Source organism: Nitratireductor aestuarii (assembly GCF_014641695.1).
Taxonomy (GTDB): domain Bacteria; phylum Pseudomonadota; class Alphaproteobacteria; order Rhizobiales; family Rhizobiaceae; genus Chelativorans; species Chelativorans aestuarii.
In genome coordinates this window covers 1-18454 of record NZ_BMIF01000020.1, presented here as the reverse complement: position 1 = coordinate 18454, position 18454 = coordinate 1, and the positions used below count along the sequence as shown (strand labels likewise).

General features: G+C 60.8%; 16 protein-coding genes. 5 read left to right on the top strand and 11 right to left on the bottom strand.

The features are described from left to right. Positions 1-18: 18 nt before the first annotated feature. The 5 genes from IEX27_RS19840 to IEX27_RS19820 form a co-directional block, all read right to left on the bottom strand. Positions 19-1650 (bottom strand): ABC transporter substrate-binding protein, encoded by a 1632-nt coding sequence (locus tag IEX27_RS19840; protein WP_188722839.1) that lies wholly within the window; start codon positions 1648-1650, stop codon positions 19-21. A 1287-nt stretch (positions 1651-2937) separates the two neighbouring features. Then, positions 2938-3969 (bottom strand): phosphotransferase family protein, encoded by a 1032-nt coding sequence (locus tag IEX27_RS19835; protein ID WP_188722838.1) that lies wholly within the window; start codon positions 3967-3969, stop codon positions 2938-2940. 2 nt (positions 3970-3971) lie between these two features. After that, on the bottom strand, positions 3972-5579 hold the full coding sequence (locus IEX27_RS19830; protein WP_188722837.1) for an AMP-binding protein: 1608 nt from the start codon (positions 5577-5579) through the stop codon (positions 3972-3974). Between the two features lie 26 nt (positions 5580-5605). After that, positions 5606-6808: an acyl-CoA dehydrogenase family protein gene (locus tag IEX27_RS19825; protein WP_188722836.1), complete on the bottom strand. Its 1203-nt coding sequence runs from the start codon at positions 6806-6808 to the stop codon at positions 5606-5608. A 9-nt stretch (positions 6809-6817) separates the two neighbouring features. Then, entirely contained in the window at positions 6818-7564 is a 747-nt protein-coding gene (locus IEX27_RS19820) for an SDR family NAD(P)-dependent oxidoreductase (protein WP_210315575.1), read from the bottom strand. Positions 7565-7698: 134 nt separating this feature from the next. On the opposite strand from IEX27_RS19820, the gene IEX27_RS19815 reads away from it, so the two are divergent. Continuing rightward, entirely contained in the window at positions 7699-8460 is a 762-nt protein-coding gene (locus IEX27_RS19815) for a FadR/GntR family transcriptional regulator (protein WP_188722835.1), read from the top strand. Positions 8461-9179: 719 nt separating this feature from the next. Here IEX27_RS19815 and IEX27_RS21460 read toward each other — a convergent pair. The 3 genes from IEX27_RS21460 to IEX27_RS19805 all read right to left on the bottom strand — a co-directional run bounded on the left by IEX27_RS21460 (position 9180) and on the right by IEX27_RS19805 (position 10483). Next, a complete protein-coding gene (locus IEX27_RS21460) occupies positions 9180-9491 on the bottom strand; it encodes an NADPH-dependent FMN reductase (RefSeq protein WP_244630469.1) in 312 nt (103 codons plus the stop codon). Further along, positions 9394-9684: an NADPH-dependent FMN reductase gene (locus IEX27_RS21455; RefSeq protein ID WP_244630467.1), complete on the bottom strand. Its 291-nt coding sequence runs from the start codon at positions 9682-9684 to the stop codon at positions 9394-9396. The genes IEX27_RS21460 and IEX27_RS21455 overlap by 98 nt, the downstream gene beginning before the upstream one ends. 559 nt (positions 9685-10243) lie before the next feature. After that, on the bottom strand, positions 10244-10483 hold the full coding sequence (locus tag IEX27_RS19805; protein ID WP_188722834.1) for a WGR domain-containing protein: 240 nt from the start codon (positions 10481-10483) through the stop codon (positions 10244-10246). Between the two features lie 162 nt (positions 10484-10645). Between IEX27_RS19805 and IEX27_RS19800 the strand changes: the two genes are divergently transcribed. The 4 genes from IEX27_RS19800 (at position 10646) to repC (ending at position 15843) form a co-directional block, all read left to right on the top strand. Next, positions 10646-10891 carry a hypothetical protein gene (locus IEX27_RS19800; protein WP_188722833.1) on the top strand — a complete coding sequence of 82 codons (246 nt, stop codon included), beginning with the start codon at positions 10646-10648 and terminating at the stop codon, positions 10889-10891. Positions 10892-11928: 1037 nt separating this feature from the next. Then, positions 11929-13086, top strand: a complete 1158-nt coding sequence (locus IEX27_RS19795; protein WP_244630466.1) for a nucleotide-binding protein — start codon at positions 11929-11931, stop codon at positions 13084-13086. Positions 13087-13228: 142 nt separating this feature from the next. Continuing rightward, positions 13229-14296, top strand: a complete 1068-nt coding sequence (repB, locus tag IEX27_RS19790; RefSeq protein WP_188722831.1) for a plasmid partitioning protein RepB — start codon at positions 13229-13231, stop codon at positions 14294-14296. Positions 14297-14571: 275 nt separating this feature from the next. Next, positions 14572-15843, top strand: coding sequence for a plasmid replication protein RepC (gene repC, locus IEX27_RS19785; RefSeq protein WP_188722830.1), 1272 nt, complete (start codon positions 14572-14574; stop codon positions 15841-15843). Positions 15844-15875: 32 nt separating this feature from the next. Here repC and IEX27_RS19780 read toward each other — a convergent pair whose 3' ends face one another. From IEX27_RS19780 to IEX27_RS19770, 3 genes are all read right to left on the bottom strand, one after another. Then, a complete protein-coding gene (locus tag IEX27_RS19780; protein ID WP_188722829.1) occupies positions 15876-17042 on the bottom strand; it encodes a site-specific integrase in 1167 nt (388 codons plus the stop codon). A gap of 106 nt (positions 17043-17148) precedes the next feature. Continuing rightward, the gene (locus tag IEX27_RS19775; protein ID WP_188722828.1) at positions 17149-17568 is read right to left on the bottom strand and encodes a type II toxin-antitoxin system VapC family toxin; all 420 of its coding nucleotides are present in this window, start codon (positions 17566-17568) and stop codon (positions 17149-17151) included. Then, on the bottom strand, positions 17565-17819 hold the full coding sequence (locus IEX27_RS19770; RefSeq protein ID WP_188722827.1) for a FitA-like ribbon-helix-helix domain-containing protein: 255 nt from the start codon (positions 17817-17819) through the stop codon (positions 17565-17567). The genes IEX27_RS19775 and IEX27_RS19770 overlap by 4 nt, the downstream gene beginning before the upstream one ends. Positions 17820-18454 lie beyond the last annotated feature (635 nt).

The window sequence follows — 18454 nt, the reverse complement described above, 5'->3', positions numbered from 1 at the left end:
ACGCCCGGCCCCTGAAGGTCACGCGTTCCAGTTGTCTCCACGGAAATCCATTGCGAAGGCGGGAGCAGCCTTCCAGTTCAGCTCCGACTTCATGCCGGTGAAGACGGCGTTCTGGTGCAGCAGCGTGTAGAGGGGATCCTCACGCTCGGCGATTTCCAGCATGCGGCGGAAGGCCTTGCGCCGGGTCTCGTGATCGGTAGAGGTTTCGAGCACGACGGAGAGCTGGTTCAGCTCCTGGTTGGCGTATTCCCTGTTCTGTTGTGCCTGACCGTTCGGGCCAAACTGGTTCACCATCGGGGTGACGGGGTCGTTGATCAGGTTCGATGCCGACCAGTCACGCACGCCGCGACCGGTTTCAGCAAAGATCTGCGACCAGTTCTCCTTCATCTGGATCTCGACATTGAGCCCGGCCTGCTGCCACATTTCGGTGACCACCTGTCCTGTGGCAGTCTGGTTGGTGTAGTAGTTGTTGAGCAGCACATAGGGGATCGGGTCGCCCTTGTAGCCGGCTTGACGAAGCAGACCGCGAGCAAGTTCGGGGTTGTATTCCGGCACGTTCCAGTCCTCGATCAGCATGTTGCTGGCACCGTAGCTGTCAAACTGCAGGCCCTTCGGCACTACGGTCTCGCCGGCCCAGAGCGCCTCAACGATCGCCTGACGGTCAATTGCATGGGTCATGGCGCGGCGGACCAGCGGGTTGGCTACAGTTTCGTTTTGAGTGTTGAAGACCATGACCCTATGGTTCCAGATCGTCGACGACTGGACTTCGAGGCCCTGCGTATTGGCTATGGCGCCAATCTGATCGGGCGGAAGGTCGCAGGCGAAATCGTACTCACCGGAAAGAAGGCCATTCACCCGGCTTGCCACTTCAGGCACCTCGACGAAGCGGATGCGCTCGAGTGGCGGGCGTCCGCCCCAGTATTCATCATGAGCAACGAGCGTGAGCGATACGTCGGGCTTGTATTCCTCAACCATGTAGGCGCCGGTGGTGACGGGTTGGCGGGCCCATTCAGCATAGGACTTGGCCTCGTCCCAGGCGCGCTTGGAGGTGATCTGCGGACCAGCTGCAAAGAAGCGGCCTTCCAGCGTCACATCCGGGGTGGCGTTGTGGAAGCGCACGGTGTAGCGGTCGACGACCTCAACGCCTCGCAGTGCGGGCCACAAGCGACGTGCCGTGCCGGGAATGCTCGCGGGCAGTTCCTTGTCCGTGTTCGGCTTGAAGTTTTCAGCATAGAGCGTGGTGCCGCCGACGGGCTCAGTTCCGGCAAAAAGGCGCTCGTCAGAGAAGGAGAAGGCGACATCCTCGGCGGTCATCTCGTCGCCGTTGTGGAATTTTACGCCCTGGCGCAGCTTGAATTCGATGGTCTTGTCATCGATGCGCTTCCATTCCGTGGCGAGCTCAGGCACCGGGCCCTGGTTGCCCATCCAGTCGCGGCCGATCAGGCCTTCCCAGAAGTTGGGGTAGAAGATGCGCTCGCCGACATTCGACTGCTCGTGCCAGTTGTCGAGCGTGTTGTTGTTGCTGATCTTCTGGACCGCGATCGTTACGGAGCGGCGCGCGCCCTGCGCCATGAGACGGCGCGGCAGGATGAGCGAGGTCGCTGCAGTTGCGCCCAGGAATCCGAGGGTTTGACGACGGTTGATCTTCATGGCTGCCCCATCTTGTCTTCAGTCGATCGTTGACCGAGTTGCGATGCGACAGAGCTAGCGCACCCATGTGACAGCCAGTCGAAAGTTCTATGAACCTTTTGTGTAACAATGGGGATTAGAATAGGTGAGAACGAATATCCTCTGCCCAGTCTAATCGGACATTCAGAGTCAGATGCTGTTCGACATCCAAGAGCAAACCGCACTGATTTTAGAGGTTGTGAAATCAGTCGAAACAGCTTCTTCCGCCTTAGATGATGATCTCGACTAACGTCCCGACTATCGGTGACGACCGACGACGACGATCTTCTATGAAACCCTGCTCATCGCCCAGCTAACTTCAATGGCGAGTGGCGGTTCGAGTACGATCCGGGCTGGAAACACGCCACACTGCCTTTCCCGGATCGCCCGCCATGCCATTTCCTTCAGACCTTGTCAGTGCCGCGGTCTGGTGCGGACAACGCACCGCTACGAAATCCACCACTATATGGCCGTCACATCTGATCAGAACTTTGAAATCAAGGTCCGAAACGATCCAATCGGCAGTCGGGATGTAGCTCGCGACGGCCGTCTTCCTTCCACGATATTGCCCAACGTAGAGTTGGTGCATCTTATTTGCGAGCTGCCCAACGTCCCGTCGATGCTGATGGTGAGCTTCGCCTGTCGCTGACCGGCGTACATGACAAGGCGGCTGTTGTGCGGCGGGAAGTCACGGCGGCCAAAGCTCACCGGTACGACCAAGGCAAGATGCTATCACGGCACCTGCCTGCTACGCTTCTGACTGCTGCAGCGCCCGCCGATTTGCCCCGCTTTACCTCGTGTACGTAACTGGAGCAAATTCGGTGACAGCTTTGGCACCCTCTTTCGACGCTTCTGATTAGGAGTCAGAATTCGATCCAGTTCCTGAGTGGCACTCAGAAACTGGCAAGTTTCTCGCATTCGGTGTTGCTTGCAACAGGACTCGTAAAGCGCAACCAAATTGCCCCAGTTACCCGGGGAGGCATCTTCCCTAGATAGTCCCTCCACGTAGCTGATCAGCAACCGGACAATCCCTCACTTGGCGATCTCGACCCCAACATCGATCAAGAGCATCGTCACTCGTTCTACCCTGCCCTTGCCCCGAGAGTAGAGTTTCAGGGGAACCGCCGCACTTGAAGCTGCACAGAGCCGGCAGCGGTCGGAAAGGTCTAGCCGGCGGGCGTCATTGGGCTTTTCGCCGATGCTGATCCAGATTGGCCTGAGCGCCGCACTTCTGGTAGCTGTCCCCTCGGCAGGTGCACGACGTCATTGTCAGAACAATTCCAATCCCCGAATTGCAAAACGCTGGGCAAAGGCGAGAGGGCTGAGTTTCGAGGCATTCGGATCGGCTGCCGTGCCAGCTGCCGCGCGGTCGGCAATGCCCACCCAGATGACAGCAAAGCGGAAGAGGGCAAAGGCAATGTGGAAGGGAAGCAAGGGTGAGCTGTCGCCCAGACTGCGCTGGTAGTGCTCGACGAATTCCGCCTGCGAGGGGATGCCAAGGGCTTCCCGATCGAGCCCGAGAATGCCGCCATATTCATCCGGCGCGGTGACCCATGTCATGCAGCAGAAGCCGAGATCGGCCAGCGGATGGCCAAGCGTCGAAAGCTCCCAATCGAGGATGGCGACGACGCGTGGCTCCGTCGGGTGGAACATCAGATTGCCCAGCCGGAAGTCGCCGTGGGCGATGCCCAGACGCGCGTCGTCGGCCGGCATGTTCTGTTCCAGCCAGTCCATGAGCTGGAAGAGTTCCGGAATGGGTGCGCTGGGGGACTCCTTCAGCTGTCTGCTCCAGCGGGAGAACTGGCGTTCAAAATAGTTGCTGGGCTTGCCGTAGTCGGACAGGCCAACATCGTTCGGGTTAACGCTGTGGAGCGCTGCCAGCGCTTCGGCCATGGCAAGGTAGATGCCGTGCCGTTCGTCAGGAGAGAGGTCGGGCAGCGAACAGTCGGAGAAGACGCGGCCCTCCACCCGCTCCATAAGGTAGAAGGGCGTGCCGATGATGCTGTCGTCTTCCTGCAGCAGGATGGTTGCGGGAACCGGCGCAGGCGCGTCCTTGAGCGCATTCAGGACCCGGTATTCTCGCTCGATCGCATGGGCGCCTTTAAGGATCGGGCCATTGGGCTTCTTGCGAAGCACCATGCGATGTGCGCCAAAATCCACGAAATAGGTGGGGTTCGACTGCCCGCCACTTATGCGCTGGATGTTCAATGGTCCGTCCGCCGGACCAAGCGCTTCGGTGAGGAACGCCTGGAGCTTTTCCCGATCGAAGTCGATGGTGCCGGTGCTTACTGCAACTGTCATGTTCAACCGGATGCCTTCCCGCTCAGTTCTTCGCGCAGCATGAATTTCTGGATTTTGCCCGTGGCCGTCTTGGGCAGTTCCTGGAAGATGAAGCGGCGGGGGATCTTGAACCCCGCGATCTTGCTTCGGCAGAAGGCTTCCAGCTCCTCCGGCGTTGTGGATGCTCCGGGCTTCAATTCCAGCACCGCGCAGGGGATTTCGCCCCATTTAGAGTCGGGCAGGGCTACCACAGCTGCAAGGAGCACGGCTGGGTGCTGGTGCAGCACGCCTTCCACCTCAAGGCTCGAGATGTTTTCACCGCCGGAAATGATGATGTCCTTGGACCGGTCCTTGATCTCTACATGGCCGTCTGGATGATGGCGCACGGCGAGGTCGCCCGTGTGGAATACGCCGCCTTCGAAGACCGTTTCAGTCGCCTCCGGATCGCGGTAGTAACCGGCCAGCAGCGTGTTGCCCTGGAGGACGATTTCGCCGATTGTCTCGCCGTCGAACGGCACATCCTCAAGGTTCTTGTCTACGACACGAACGATATTGGAGGTTGGATGGCGTGAACCCTGTTGCGCGAGCAGCGAAGCCCGGTCTTCGAGGGGAAGCGCCGTTTCGCTCGCCTCAAGCTCGCGCATCGAAGACGGGCCGTAGCTTTCCGTCAGCCCGTAGAGGTGGATGAAGTCGAAGCCAAGCGCATCCATTTCCGCAATCAGCGTGCGCGTCGGGGCGGCTCCGCCCGTGGCCACCGAAACACGGTTCGTCGGCTGGTAGCTTGAACGGGCCGGATGGTTGATCAACATGTAGAGCACGACTGGCGCACAGGACATATGCGTGACGCCGTGCTTGCCGATCAGCTCGAAGATGAGCTCAGGATCGACCTTCTCAAGACAGACGTGGGTGCCGCCAGCCGCTGTGATAGCCCAGGTGTGGCACCAGCCATTGCAGTGGAACATCGGCAGAGTCCAGAGGTAGACCGTCTGCTTGTCGAAGCCGAGCGCCAGCGTGTTGCCGATGCCGTTCAGATAGGCGCCGCGATGGTGCAGGACCACGCCCTTCGGCTTTCCCGTGGTGCCGGAGGTGTAGTTGAGCGCAATCGGATGCCACTCGTCTTCGATCCTCGCCTTGAAGGGCCGAACGGGAGGCGTGGGACCATCGAGAAGGAAGAGTTTTTCACCCTCATGGGTGGGCTCGTCGGGAAGCACCAGCAATGGAACGTTGGCGTTCCTGGCCGACGCTGACGAGATACCCTCACAGGTCTCGTCGCAGATCAGCAGGCGGCTCTCCGAATGTTCCAGAATGTAGGAGACGGTGCTTTCATCGAGCCGGGTGTTGACGGAATTGAGCGTCGCGCCGAGGAGTGGCACCGCGTAATGCGCTGCCAGCATCTCAGGGCGGTTCGGGCACATGATCGAGACCACATCGCCCGACCCAATACCCCGCGCTTCAAGCAGGTCTGCCATCCGCTGCACGATCGCACCGAACTGGCCGTAGGTGAAGCGGCGGTCACGCCAGATGACGGCCTGACGGTTCGGAAATACGCTTACCGCCCGATCGAGAAAATCCACCGGCGAGAGGGGCGAGTAGTTCGCTCCACGCGGGCCAAGATGCGGTTCAACGTGCATGCTTCTCCTCCCAAGACGCTTTCTTGTCAGGCCACGTTCCACGACCAGAAGCCGCGGTCTTCCTTCGCCAGCGCCCGGTTCAGCACCATCTTGTGGACCTCGTCGGCGCCGTCGACCAGCCGGGCCTGGCGGGCGTAGCGGTAGATCCATTCAAGCACTGTGTCGGTGGAATAGCCACGCGCGCCATTGATCTGGATCGCGGTGTCGGCTGCCTTGTGCAGAAGGTTCGCCACGTGCACCTTGGCCATGGAAATCTGCTTCTGGGCGTATTCGCCACGGTCGAGCTCCCAGGCAGCCTTCATCACCAGTAGGCGGCCGATCTCGATGCCCATGGCAAGTTCGCCCAGCATCACCTGAACTGTCTCGCGGTCTGCAAGGCGCACGCCAAAGCCCTCGCGCCGTTCGGCATATTCACGGGCGATCTCGACGCAGCGCTTGGAGAGCCCCAGCCAGCGCATGCAGTGTGTCAGGCGGGCCGGTCCGAGCCGGGTCTGCGTGACCTTGAGGCCACGGCCCACGCCGCCAAGGATGTTCTCTTCGGGGATTTCCAGCCCGTCGAATTCGAGCTCACAATGGCCGCCATGCTCTTCCGGGCCCATGATGCCGATGCGGCGGACGATGCGCCAGCCGGGCTGGTCCTTGTGGTAGAGGAAGGACGTGAGGCCGTGGCGCGGATCATCGGAGGTGCGCGCGATCAGGATGAAGAGTGAAGCGTCCTCCGCACCTGTTATGAACCACTTGCGGCCGGTCACAATGTAACGGTCGCCCTTTTTCTCGGCCCTGGTCTGGATCATGGAAGGATCCGAGCCGCCGCCCGGATGTGGTTCCGTCATGGCGATGGAGGAGCGGACCTCGCCGCGCATGATCGGCATCAGCCATTTTTCTTTCTGCGCCTCGGTGCCAAGCTGCGCCAGCACCATCATGTTGCCGTCATCAGGCGCGGCGGAGTTGAAAACGACAGGCCCGAAGATCGAGCGGTTCATCTCCTCGTAGCAGACGGCCATTCCCTGCTTGTTGAGCCCGCCTCCGCCGATTTCCTTCGGCAGCTGGAGCGCCCATAGACCTTCGGCCCTTGCCTTTGCCCGCATGGTCTCAAGATAGGACGGTGCGATGTTGCCGTGCGCGTCGTAGGCTTCCTTCTGGCTTTCCAGCGGAAGGAGCTCGCGTTCGACGAAGGCCGCGATCTTCTGCCGGGTTGCTTCGACTTCCGGAGAGATGGTGAAATCCATGGGTGAACCTCAGAGGCTTGAAACGAGATGGCCGCCATCGACCGCGATGACCGAGCCGGTCATGTAGCGGGAGGCGTCGGAGAGAAGTAGAAGCAGCGGACCGTCGAGGTCGGAAAGCTGCCCAAGTTTTCTTTGCGGGATGCGCCTGACTAGCGCTTCACCAGCTGGCGTGGCGAAGAAATCGCGATTGAGCGGCGTTTCGATATAGCCGGGGCAGAGTGCGTTGACGCGGATGTCGTAGCGCGCCCATTCGAGTGCCAGTGCCTTTGTCAGCTGGACGACACCTGCTTTCGAGGCTGCGTAAGCTGACAGGGCTCCAGCAACGCGAAGCCCGAGGATCGATGCGATGTTGACGATCGAACCGCCGCGACCCTTCATGTTGCGAGCGGCAGCCTGTGCAACAGTGAAAACGCCCTTGAGGTTCGTGTCGATGACAGAGCCGAAGTCTTCAGCGGAAATATCCATCGCCGGAGTGGTCGTGGTGACGCCCGCGTTGTTGACCAGGCCGTCCAGCGTCAGGCCCTCCAGGGCTTCTGCCACGGAATCGGGGTTGGTGACGTCCATCCTGACGGCGGTGGCCTTGCCGCCTTCAGCTCGCAATTGTTCGGCAGCATCCTTGACGGCGTCCAGCCGACGCGCGGCCAGAATGACCTCAGCGCCGTTCCTGCTGAGCGTCTGGGCAAAGTGCAGGCCGAGGCCGCTCGAACCGCCCGTAACGAGAATGGTTTTTCCGGCGATGCTTCCCAGTTCGGGCACTCGCTTTCCTCCTAACAATCTGTAAGCTGGACCATTGTCCGACAATCGGATAATGTCAACTGGTATCTTTGAGCAGCGGTCCGGAAATGCTATCCGAGCGGTCCGGGACTCAGGTGACGTAAAGAAGGTTGGGAATGAATCTGAACTCAAAAGGTCATGTGCTTCCGAGCGTCAACAATACCCCCGGCTATCGCAAGGTGGCCGAGACCATCGAAGGCGAGATCCTCAAGGGTAACCTGAAGGTCGGTGACCTGCTGCCCATCGAAAGCGACCTTGCCGCGCAGCTCGGCGTCAACCGGTCCACCATCCGCGAAGGGATCCGAGCTCTTGAGAACTCCGGGCTGCTTCGGCGCGTCGAGGCAAAACGTCTGGTGATTGCGGCACCCGACGCAACGATGATCGCGCGGGCCAATTCGCGCGCCATGGGGCTCAACCGCGTAACCTTCCAGGAACTGTGGGAGCTGCAGATGGAGCTGGAACCCTTTGCGGCACAGCTTGCCGCCGAACGAATAAACGAGGACCAGTCCCACAGGCTTCTGGCAACGATCAAGGAGCTGGAAGACAATCTCGCTAACGACGAAGCGGTCATCCAGCACGACATCGCCTTCCACAATCTCATTGCCGATGCGACAGGTAACCGGGCGCTTTGCCTTTCTGCCGCACCGATCGGGATGTTGCTCTTCTCTGCAACCGAGGATCTCTACCGCAACGTGCCTCGCGCACGGCATCGTCTGCTGGAAGCGCACAGGGCTATTGCGGAAGCGATTGTCCGGCATGACGCGCCGGGAGCGCGAGGATGGATGGCGAAGCACATCCAGGACTTCCGGCGAGGTTATGAGGCCGGGGGTCTGCCCCTGGATGCGCCCATCTCGTTTGACGCGCGGGCCTTCGGATAGGAGCACTCATCCGCGGCTTCACAGCACTGAGATCGGCTCGCTCAGCGGTACCACGTTTGATCTGTATTCTGCCCGCTTAAGTACTCCACCCCTTCGCAAAAGACAACGTAGCCGCTCCTATTCGCTGGCTACTGTAGTAACAATGTTCAGGTGCCAAATGTCAGCCGGACATGGCAACTTACGGCCAAGTCGTCGCGCATAAGCCGGACCGGCTTTCTTTACCCAGCGCCGGATTTCTCAAGGCTACGATCCCGCGCTCGAATAGCATCTTCTCACCGGCCGAACGCTGAAAGCGGAGGTACAGCCAAACGGCATGAGCAATGACATTATCGGAAAGTCCGCCGGACGCAAGAAGCACATCAAATCAAATCTAGGAGGCACTCCGTGTCTCGGCCGAAGCGTAACGAACCCGCATTCCTGGAAGAGCGATCTAGCGAAAGTCATCCCTTAGGTGCCGCTGGACTGAACTTTCCGTTTGAATATCTCAGATAAACAATACAAGCAGGCAGGGGTCAGGAGTAAGTTGCTCGCCGCTAACGATGTCACCTGCTGGGGAACCTAGAGTCTCAGATTGTTTCAAAGACTTAGTGAGAAAGCCTTGAAGTTCCCTCTGTTTTCCCATTCCCGAGCGACTGTGGATGCCACCTTTGTGCCCTGGGTTTGGGCCTCAGTCAACCGGGCGCACTGCAATCGACAGGACACGCAAACGGCCGACCCGATCAGTAAGGCTTCCTGCGAAAGGCGCGATGAACGCGGTGGCCAGCGCAGGCATGGTAATTAGTATTCGGGTCAGGAAGGCCGGGCGAGATCACGGTTGCAGCCCACCACCGCAGTCGTGAGGCCAACATCGCCATCGCCCGTTGCTCATCGTCAGCACCTGCGAGCCGGCCGTCGCCCTCGTACCGCCGCCAGGGATTGGCGAAACTCACACTGTCACGGAGCGTCAACGCATGCAGTTCGGCGAACCCCAGTCGAAGCTGTTCGACGGCGCGCAAACCGCCGGAAATCTCGCCATAGGAGACGAATGCCAACAGGCTTGGCCTGCCACTCCTGATAAGCTGAATCGATCAGGAACTTCAGCGGTGCCGAATAGCCGTGGTTGTACTCCGGCGTCACGATGAGAAACGGCTCGGCTTCGCTGAGACGCTTCCTGAACGCCGCAATTGTCTCGTCATCTGTCTCTTCATCACCTCTCTGATGCCAAGTTTTGGCTGGGTCAATCACGTCAAGGATAAAGTCGTTGCGGTTGCCGATCTAAGTAACAACGCAATTCGCGACATTGTCGCAATAGTGGCCTTCTCGGGCGCCCTAGAACAATTGCGAGCTTGATAGGTTCATTCATCTACGACCTTAAGTAAGGTTGAGGTCAAGGGACCACATCCATGGTTTCGGGGGCGTCGAGATACTTGCGTACTCGCGTGGCTACGTCGGCGGGGAGTTCGGCGGCATTGCCCATAAGCGTGCCTCACATCAGTGCTTCCGGCTAGTTGGCGAAGGTGCCTTATCCTTACGCTCACAATTTGGTCGGGGCGCGGCGGGGTCAAGCAGTGAATTGGTGGAGCCATTGACGACAACGCTGCGCTGTGGCGCGCTGGAATTTGTGTTCTGCGTGCTCATGTCGTGCTTCCTATCCGTTTTCTCGCTGGCGATCAGGATGTCCAGGCACCTCCCTTCTCCATCATAATCATATCGCGTTCGGAGCGATGGTCCTGACGTGAATCAAGGTGCACATGGGGATTTCTCCGCGGGGCTGGGTGGGGCGTTTTGGCCCCCTCGCCTGTGTTCAGGCGCGGTAACCCTTGCGCAGCTTCGCTTTCCTGATGCGGGAGAGCTCCTCGCGGGCGTCTTCCAGCGTTTCGTACGTCTGGATCATGGCCTGGCCCTGGCAGCCGATGCGGCCCCAAATGCGCATGACCGAGACGCCACCAAAGAGCGTCGGTTGGATGGTGAGGCCGTAGAACCGGTGCATATTGATGGCCGGGTCGATGCGGCGCAGGTGGATGTCATCGGTGAGAGTGTCCATGGGCCTGACATTCGCGCGCATGCCCGCGCGGGTCCAACGCCAAGTTTGAATCAATGGGGCTCGATTGATTCAATGGCGTGATGAGTCGCAGCTGCGACAAATGCCGGGCGAGAAGCAACGGCTACGGCCGCCCCCCTCCCCTTCGACAAGGTCAGGGTGAGGGTGTCGGGGTCGAGAGAGGCATTTCAGGCTCGGGGAGAGCTTGCGTTCACGCTTCCCCGGGACCCGTATCGGCCCCTACCCTTTCCGGAAGCGGGCGGTGGCGGTCAGGCGCAGGGTCAGCGGTTCAGCCTCGGGCCAGCCGTAGATCTCGCTGCACAGGTAGGCCAGCTCATCCTCGCGATCTCGATCCACCTGGCTTTCGGCCTGCCGTCGTGCCGTCGGACTAGCGGTAACCGCTGGCCTTGAGGTAGTCCTTCATATCGAACGGCGCGTGTTCGGAGAAGATGCGGACGCGGCAGCGCGCGCTGGATCTCAGAAGCTCCGCGAAGGGCGCCTCGCTCCCCTCCCCTACCGGACGCGCCAGCACTTCCAGAAGCGCGTGGCGTCATCGGTCGCCTTCATGGAACAGGCCCGTCTGGCCAGCCAGTTGCCCTCGGAGCCGTGATCCGCCCCGCGGATTTCCTTGACCGAGCACGCCCCTGCCTTCGCTACAAAGCACGGCGAGAGCTATTGCAGAAGAGACGGTCGAAACCGGCCTTGCGGGCAATCACCAGATCGGCTGGCTCCACCAATCGTTCGAGCGCGGCCAGATCGATCTCCTCGCCCGCAACATTCGACGCGCGGCACCACCCGGGCGCGGGATGAACTTACGCAGGATGCAGAAGCGGCTGCTCCCTTCCAGCATACGCACCGCCCCGTGCCTCATCCCATGCGACGGGTACAGGTGCTGGCGCGGGTCTGCGCTTGCGCGCGTTTCAGGCGACCCCGTGAAACCCTGGTGCTTGATCAAACAGATCGAACTGCGCGGATGCCGCCTTTATGTCATGTTCGCCCTGTATTTTGTCGCAATCCCCCTGCCCTGCTAGTGCTAATCGGTTCCCTATTATAGGTCATCTGTGGGATGTCGGAGGTTTGATGGCTGCGTTAGCCTGTGGAAGCCTGTGTGTGAGCTTCACGTGCAGAGCGGTTGGCAAAGTTGACAGCTGTCAACGCTATGCCTTGAGCCGATGGTCCAGGCTACCCCCGGCGCATCTGTGCGCACCGCAACAAACACCTTTTCGTTCAATATGTTAGTTGCAGAAAGGTAAATTCCCGTTAACCTTAATTTGCTTGACAGGAATCGACGTCTGAACGACGTTGTTACGGACAGAATGGGTAAACAGCACCACCCGCCGTAAGCAGCTCGAGGGGCTGTAAGTTCCGGATAAATTGCGTAAGCTTTCAACTGTGCACTGAGTCGCGAGTCCCAGCCCGGGAGGCGATGCTGCACATTTATGGGAATGATGACGTTGGCGACTGACATTGAGACGATGCCCGAACCGGCGGACAAGCAGATTGCAGCGGATGCGGCGCTGCTGTCGGCGCAGTTGGCTGCGCTTCGGGGTCGGCTTTTCCCTCCGACCGCGCAGAAGACCCTGCGCATGTTCACTAGCGGTGAGGCGGCAAAGCTCATTGGTGTCAGCGACGGCTATCTGCGGCAATTGTCGATTTCGGGCGATGGACCTGTTCCAGAGATTGGCGCGGGCGGGCGCAGGCTCTACACCCTCGCCGATGTCAACGCGCTGCGCGAATATCTTGCAGCCCAGGGCGGAGCGAAGTCGAAGCAGTACCTGAAGCGCCGCCAGCCTGGCGAGCATCTGCAGGTGATTGCCATCACCAACTTCAAGGGCGGCTCGGGGAAGACCACCACCACCACCCATCTGGCACAGTATTTCGCGCTGCAGGGCTACCGCACGCTGGCCATTGATCTCGATCCGCAGGCCTCTATGTCGGCTCTGTTCGGCTATCAGCCGGAGCTGGATCTCAGCGGCAACGACACGCTCTACGGCGCCATCCGCTATGACGACGAGCGCGTGCCCCTGCGCAACGTCATTCGCAAGACCTATTTCGACGGGCTCGATCTGGTCCCGGGAAATCTGGAGCTGCAGGAGTTCGAACACACGACGCCGCAGCATCTGGCCCGGCGGCCGGACGGGACGACAGACGATCTGTTCTTCACCCGCGTGCAGAAGGCGATTGCCTCGAGCGCGCTCTGCGCCGCCACGTCGGTCATCGTCACCGTGCATCCCCAGATGCTCGACGTGGCATCCATGAGCCAGTTCCTGTTCATGACGTCCGACCTTCTGGCGGTCGTGCGCGAGGCGGGCGGCGATCTCAACTTCGATTTCCTGCGCTACCTTATTACCCGCTATGAGCCCAACGACGGGCCGCAGACCCAGATTGCGGGTTTCCTGCGCACCCAGTTCGGTGACCGGGTCCTCATCAACCCGATGCTGAAATCCACGGCCATTTCCGATGCCGGTCTCTCAAAGCAGACCCTCTATGAGGTGGGCCGCGAGAACTTCAATCGCGCCACTTATGATCGCGCCAATGAATCGCTTAACGCGGTGAATGCTGAGATCGAGGCTCTGCTGCTCAAATCATGGGGGAGGGCAGGATGAAAATGCCGTCGTTGACAGCTGTCAACTTCACCCTCGACGCCATGCGCCACAAGGGTTGCGCATATTCCTGGGAAATCGGGACCAAACGATTTTATCCACGGTCGCCGATCCTGGCGCATTCTCTGCCGCGGGGAGCAGCAGCATGAACGCACGCAAGGATAGACTTAAGTCTCTATTTGCCGGAACTGGCACCGATGGGGCAGGGGAGGGCACTGGATCAGCATCACAGGATCAGGGTCCGGCAACGCCAATTCCCGCTGAAGCGCCGCGCCGGGCCACCTCGGGCGCCGTGAAGGCCATGGGGCTTTCGCTTGGATCGCTTTCGGAAGAGGTTCAGGAAGCCCGCAAGCTGCGTGCCGCGCTGGCTGCTGGTGAAACCGTTGTAGAGCTCGACACCGCCCACCTGGAAAATTCGCCGTTCAGGGACCGCCTGAGCGAAGGCGCGCACAACGACGAGGAATTCGCTGCGCTGGTTCAAAGCATGCGCGAGCACGGACAGCAGGTGCCGATCCTGGTTCGCCTCCATCCGGATGCGGAGAAGGCTGCGCGCGGGATCTACCAGATCGCCTATGGTCATCGCCGCGTGCAGGCAGCTCGCGAGCTGGCTATGCCGGTTCGCGCCGTGGTACGTGAACTGGACGATACAGGGCTCGTTCTGGCGCAGGGCAAGGAAAATGCCGAGCGGCGGTCGCTGAGCTTCATCGAACGCGCCTTCTTCGCGAAAGCGCTGATTGACCACGGTTTTGACCGCGCAACGGCTCAGGCCGCACTTTCCGTCCACAAATCCGAAATGTCACGCCTGCTGCAGGTGGCCGAAATGGTGCCGCAGAGCGTAGCGGAGGCCGTCGGTCCCGCGCTCAAGGCCGGGAGGCCGCGCTGGCTGGCACTCGCCGAGCTTCTGACCAGGGATGCCGACGGCGTCGCCGAAGCGCTGCTGGCATCGCGGGAATTTGCCGAAGCTGACAGCGATACACGATTCCAGCTTCTCTACAACGGTCTGGAGGCTGCGGCGCGCAACCAGCGCAGCAAGCCGCGCAACTCGGCGCAGACGGTCCAGAACGCCGATGGCAGGCAGATCGCCGAGGTCGTCACCGCAGGCAAGGTAACGCGGCTGACCATCCCGGCTTCGGCAGGCAAGGACTTTGCCGCGTATCTGCTGCGCCGCCTGCCGGAAATCCACGCTGAGTATGAGGGGCATCCGGATGACTAGAGCGGCCCCCGGCATGGGAAACGAAGGGTCAGAACGCGAATCAGGGAGATCGATCCCGGACTGACGCAGTGAGAGATTCGGGGCGGTGAAAGCCGCCGCGTGTGTATGGAACCAGAGTAGGAACGAGGAACAGGCAAGAAAAAAGGCCCCCAGAACGTGAAATCCCGGAAGCCCCTTTCGATGTAGCAATCTGAAAGAATCACTTCCGAGTCTTGAAGTCAAGGCGTGGGCACGTTCCGGCCGCAAATTTCTATGCCTCCAGGTGAGGTGATGGCATGACGGAGCGTTTTGCAACGACGCCTTTTGGCGGCGGCAGGATAAGTGCGTCCAGTTTTCTGCGACGCGAAGAGATCGATCAACGACGGCGCGAGATCAAGAGCGCCAAGGGAAGCAACGATACGGGCAGTGCCGAGAAGTGGCAGCTGCTGCGGGCACTGACGGAGGTGCGCGCTGCGTTCAACCTCTCGGACCGCACGATCACCGTACTGGAGGCGCTGCTGAGCTTCCACCCGGCGCGTGAGCTCGACGGCTCGCAGCCGATAATCGTCTTCCCGTCCAATGCGGAACTGTCGCTGCGTTCGCGCGGCATGGCGGATGCGACGCTGCGCCGGCATCTGGCGGCACTGGTGGAGGCGGGGTTCATCCTTCGCCGCGACAGCCCCAACGGCAAGCGCTACGTGCGCCGTGACGAGCGCGGCGAGGTGGAATGCGCGTTCGGCTTCGATCTGTCGCCCCTGGCGCTGGCAGCGCCCAGCATCCATTCGGCAGCGGAAGAGGCGAGGGCGCTTGCGCGCCGGTGCCAGACCGTCCGCACCGAGATCAGCATCCATCTGCGCGACACCGGTAAGATCATCGACGCGGCGATGGCCGAAGGTCTTGCCGGCGACTGGCAGCATTTTGCCCTGCGTCTGATGCCACTCGGCCGCCGCCTTGCCCGCCAGGCTCCGCTGGAAGCTCTCGAAGCACGCCGGGACGACCTCGCCAAGATTCGGGCAGAGGTGGAGAAGGCCTATCTCGATGCATTGTCAGAACAGCAAATGAGCGGCAATGACAACGATTCTGAGCGGCACTATCAGAATTCAAACACAGACCACCATATTGAAATACGCTCCGAAAAAGAGCTGAAGCCGGAACCTGTGCCCCAGAAGGTTGAACCTGAGGGCGGCTTGAGCGGGGAAGCGGGCGCAAAAGCAGCGCGCGCGCCGGAAACCAAGAGCGAGCCGGTGCCGCTTGGCTATGTGCTGGCGGTCTGCCCGGCAATTGCGGGCTATGCCAGGGGCGGGATTTCCGGCTGGCCCGACCTCATGCGGACCGTGGAGCTGGTGCGCTCCATGTTGGGGATCTCGCCAGATGCCTGGCGCAGGGCGTGCGAGGCAATGGGCGGTGCTGCGGCTGCGGTAACGCTGGCGGCTATCCTTGAAAAGGCGGACACGATACGCTCGCCGGGCGGCTATCTGCGCGCGCTGACCCAGCGGGCCGAGCAGGGCAAGTTCTCCGTGCGGCCGATGCTTGCCGCGCTGGAAAAGGGTGCCGGGGCTTCCGGTTGAGCGGGCCCGGGCAGTTGCAGACCGGCGAAGGCCTATTCGAGCAGCCGTGCGGCCTTGCCCATCGTGCGTTCGGCGTCGTTGTAGTAGCGGGCGGCCTGCGTGACCGAGCGGTGCTGGGATTGCTGCATGGCTTCAGGCAGTGGGATACCCTGGCGCGCGGTTTCGGTGAGGTAGCCCGATCGCAGGCCATGAGCGCTGAAAAGCGCCGGGTCCAGGCCCGCCTGACCGGCTCGCTTCTTGAGGATCAGGTTGACGGACTCTGGTGTCAGCGCCCGCCTTTCCAGATTGCCCCAACGATCGATGCTGCGGAAAACCGGTCCTTCCTTGATCTCGGCGCGCTGAAGCCAATGCATCAGGGCATCGACAGGCTGGCCGATCATCAACACGTAGGCGTCCGTGTCGGATTGCGTGGTTTTAGTGCGGCCAAGACGGATTCTAAGGCAGGGCAGTAGCGGGCTCTGCGGGTCTTCAGAGTCCTTCAGAACGCTTTCCTGCTGCACAAGTTGGTCACAGCGCAGGCTTGCGACTTCACTGCGCCGTCGGCCACCCGAGGCGAACGCTGTCAGAAGAAGCGCACGGTCGCGCACATCGGTCAGCCGGTCGGTGGAACAGGTTTTGAGGAGCGCTGCAAGAATATCGCCGGTCACTGCCCTGTCGCTCTTGCGCTGTCGCGGCCGGTCGCTGGCACGAACCGCAAGGCGAAGGGCACTGCGCAGACCGGGTGCATTGAACTCACCGGTAAGACCGCGCCAACGGGTGAGCGTGGACCAGCTCGCCAGCCTTCGCTGAACGGTGGAGGGGGCATGCGGCGCGTCACTGCGCAGCAGGCCAAGCGACTTCAGTTCTACGCGCACATGTTCCGGCATGCCGTGGTTCGGGTCGCTTTCCTTGCGCGCCTTGCTCCAGAGGTGATGGGCAACGAATTTCATGAGCAGCGGCTCTGGTGCGGGCCAGGGCAGCGGTTCGCCGGTTGCGGTCATGCACCAGGCTTCGAGATAACCAAGATCAGAAACGAGGGCACGCAGCGTATTTTCGCCCATGCCTTCCGTCGCCAGATGGCGCAGCGTCTCAATGTCGTCATTGGTGAGAATGGTGGCCAGAAAATCCCGGCGGTCGAAGGGGAGGACCGACTCGAGCGCATCCAGCGCCTCCGCCTTTGCGGGATCGAAACCTGGAGCGTTCTTGCTGATTCTCGTCATGCAGTCACTCTAGCCTGTCCTGGCTGGATAAGGAATCTGGCTGATGCAGACGGTGACGAAGCTGCTCGAAAGCGTGACGCCGTTACCGGTGAAGTTAGGCAGCTGCCTATGCTGCCCAGGGATTGATGACCTTCAGGCCGGCGGCTGCAAAGGGGCTGACGTCACGGGTGGCAACAACCAAGCCATTAGCCCGGGCCGTCGCGGCGATGATCGCGTCGGCGGTAGCGATGGCCTTTCCGCCGCGACGGGCCGTGCTGAGAATGTCGGCATACGCGCTGGCGCACAGCAGATCGAAGGGCAGAATGCGGCCGGCAAACAGCGGCAGCACACCTGTCTCCAGGTAGTCTTGGATCCGCTCACGCCGTCGGCCCGCGGGCAATACCGCCACACCGGCGCGCAGCTCGGCCACGGTCATGGCTGACAGATAGAGGGTTTCGACCGGTTGCGCATCAATCCATGCCACGACTGTGGTGTCCGGTGAGGGACGCAACGGCTCTGACACGACGTTGGTATCGAGCAGGATCATTCGAAGCTGGCCGCCGGTGCCGGGGACGTGTCACGGACGCTTTCCAGGGCGGCAAACTCGTCGTCCGTCAGGCTCAGTTTGCGACCGATGTCAGCCAGTGTCGAGCCGAGCTTCATGCGGTTGGCTGGGCGCACGGACTGTTCCAGGATGTTCCGCAGCTCGGCTTCGACGCTGCGGCCATGCTGCGCCGCCCGCACGCGCAGCGCCCGGTGCACTTCGTCAGGGATGTTGCGAATGGTGAGCGAGGCCATGCAGGCAAACCTTTCAGGTGATGATATTGCTTGCAATTTAGGGTATTGCAAGCAGATGCGCAATCTTCGGGTTTCAGGGTTGCTTCATCCACGCATCATCCGCGGCCCACGCGTGGGAGGCTGGGCGATAGCAACGGTGTCGGGATGACTTGATCTGCCGCTGTCTCCAAGGCCAAGCGGGGCGGCTGGGCTCTGTGGATGCCGAGCTGAAGGCGTGAAAACAGTAACTTTCGATAAGAGGTACTTATCGGAAGTGATATATCATTTTCGGCAAGCCCGCAGTGACTCAAGTGAAAAATCAAATAAGTTGCACAAAATGAAAAAGGGGAAAGATTACTGATCGGTTATGAAGCGGCCGATATGGGGGCGGCTAAGTACGGGGGGTAAGCGGGGCGAATCGGTGGGCGATGCCGCAGTTCTGTGCATTCTTCTGCCTTCTGACGGTTCGAGAACCCGCGGATGATGAAGAAGCAAGGCTCGGTGCCCAAGCGCATTATCACTCACAAGCGGAGCTATGGCGGAAACTGGGTGATGACGGTTTGAGAGAGGCGGCGTATCGAGGCGGGTGACAAAGCCTGCCAGAACCTCACGAGGAGCGATACGCCATGAAGACAGATACCACCATTGTTTCCTTT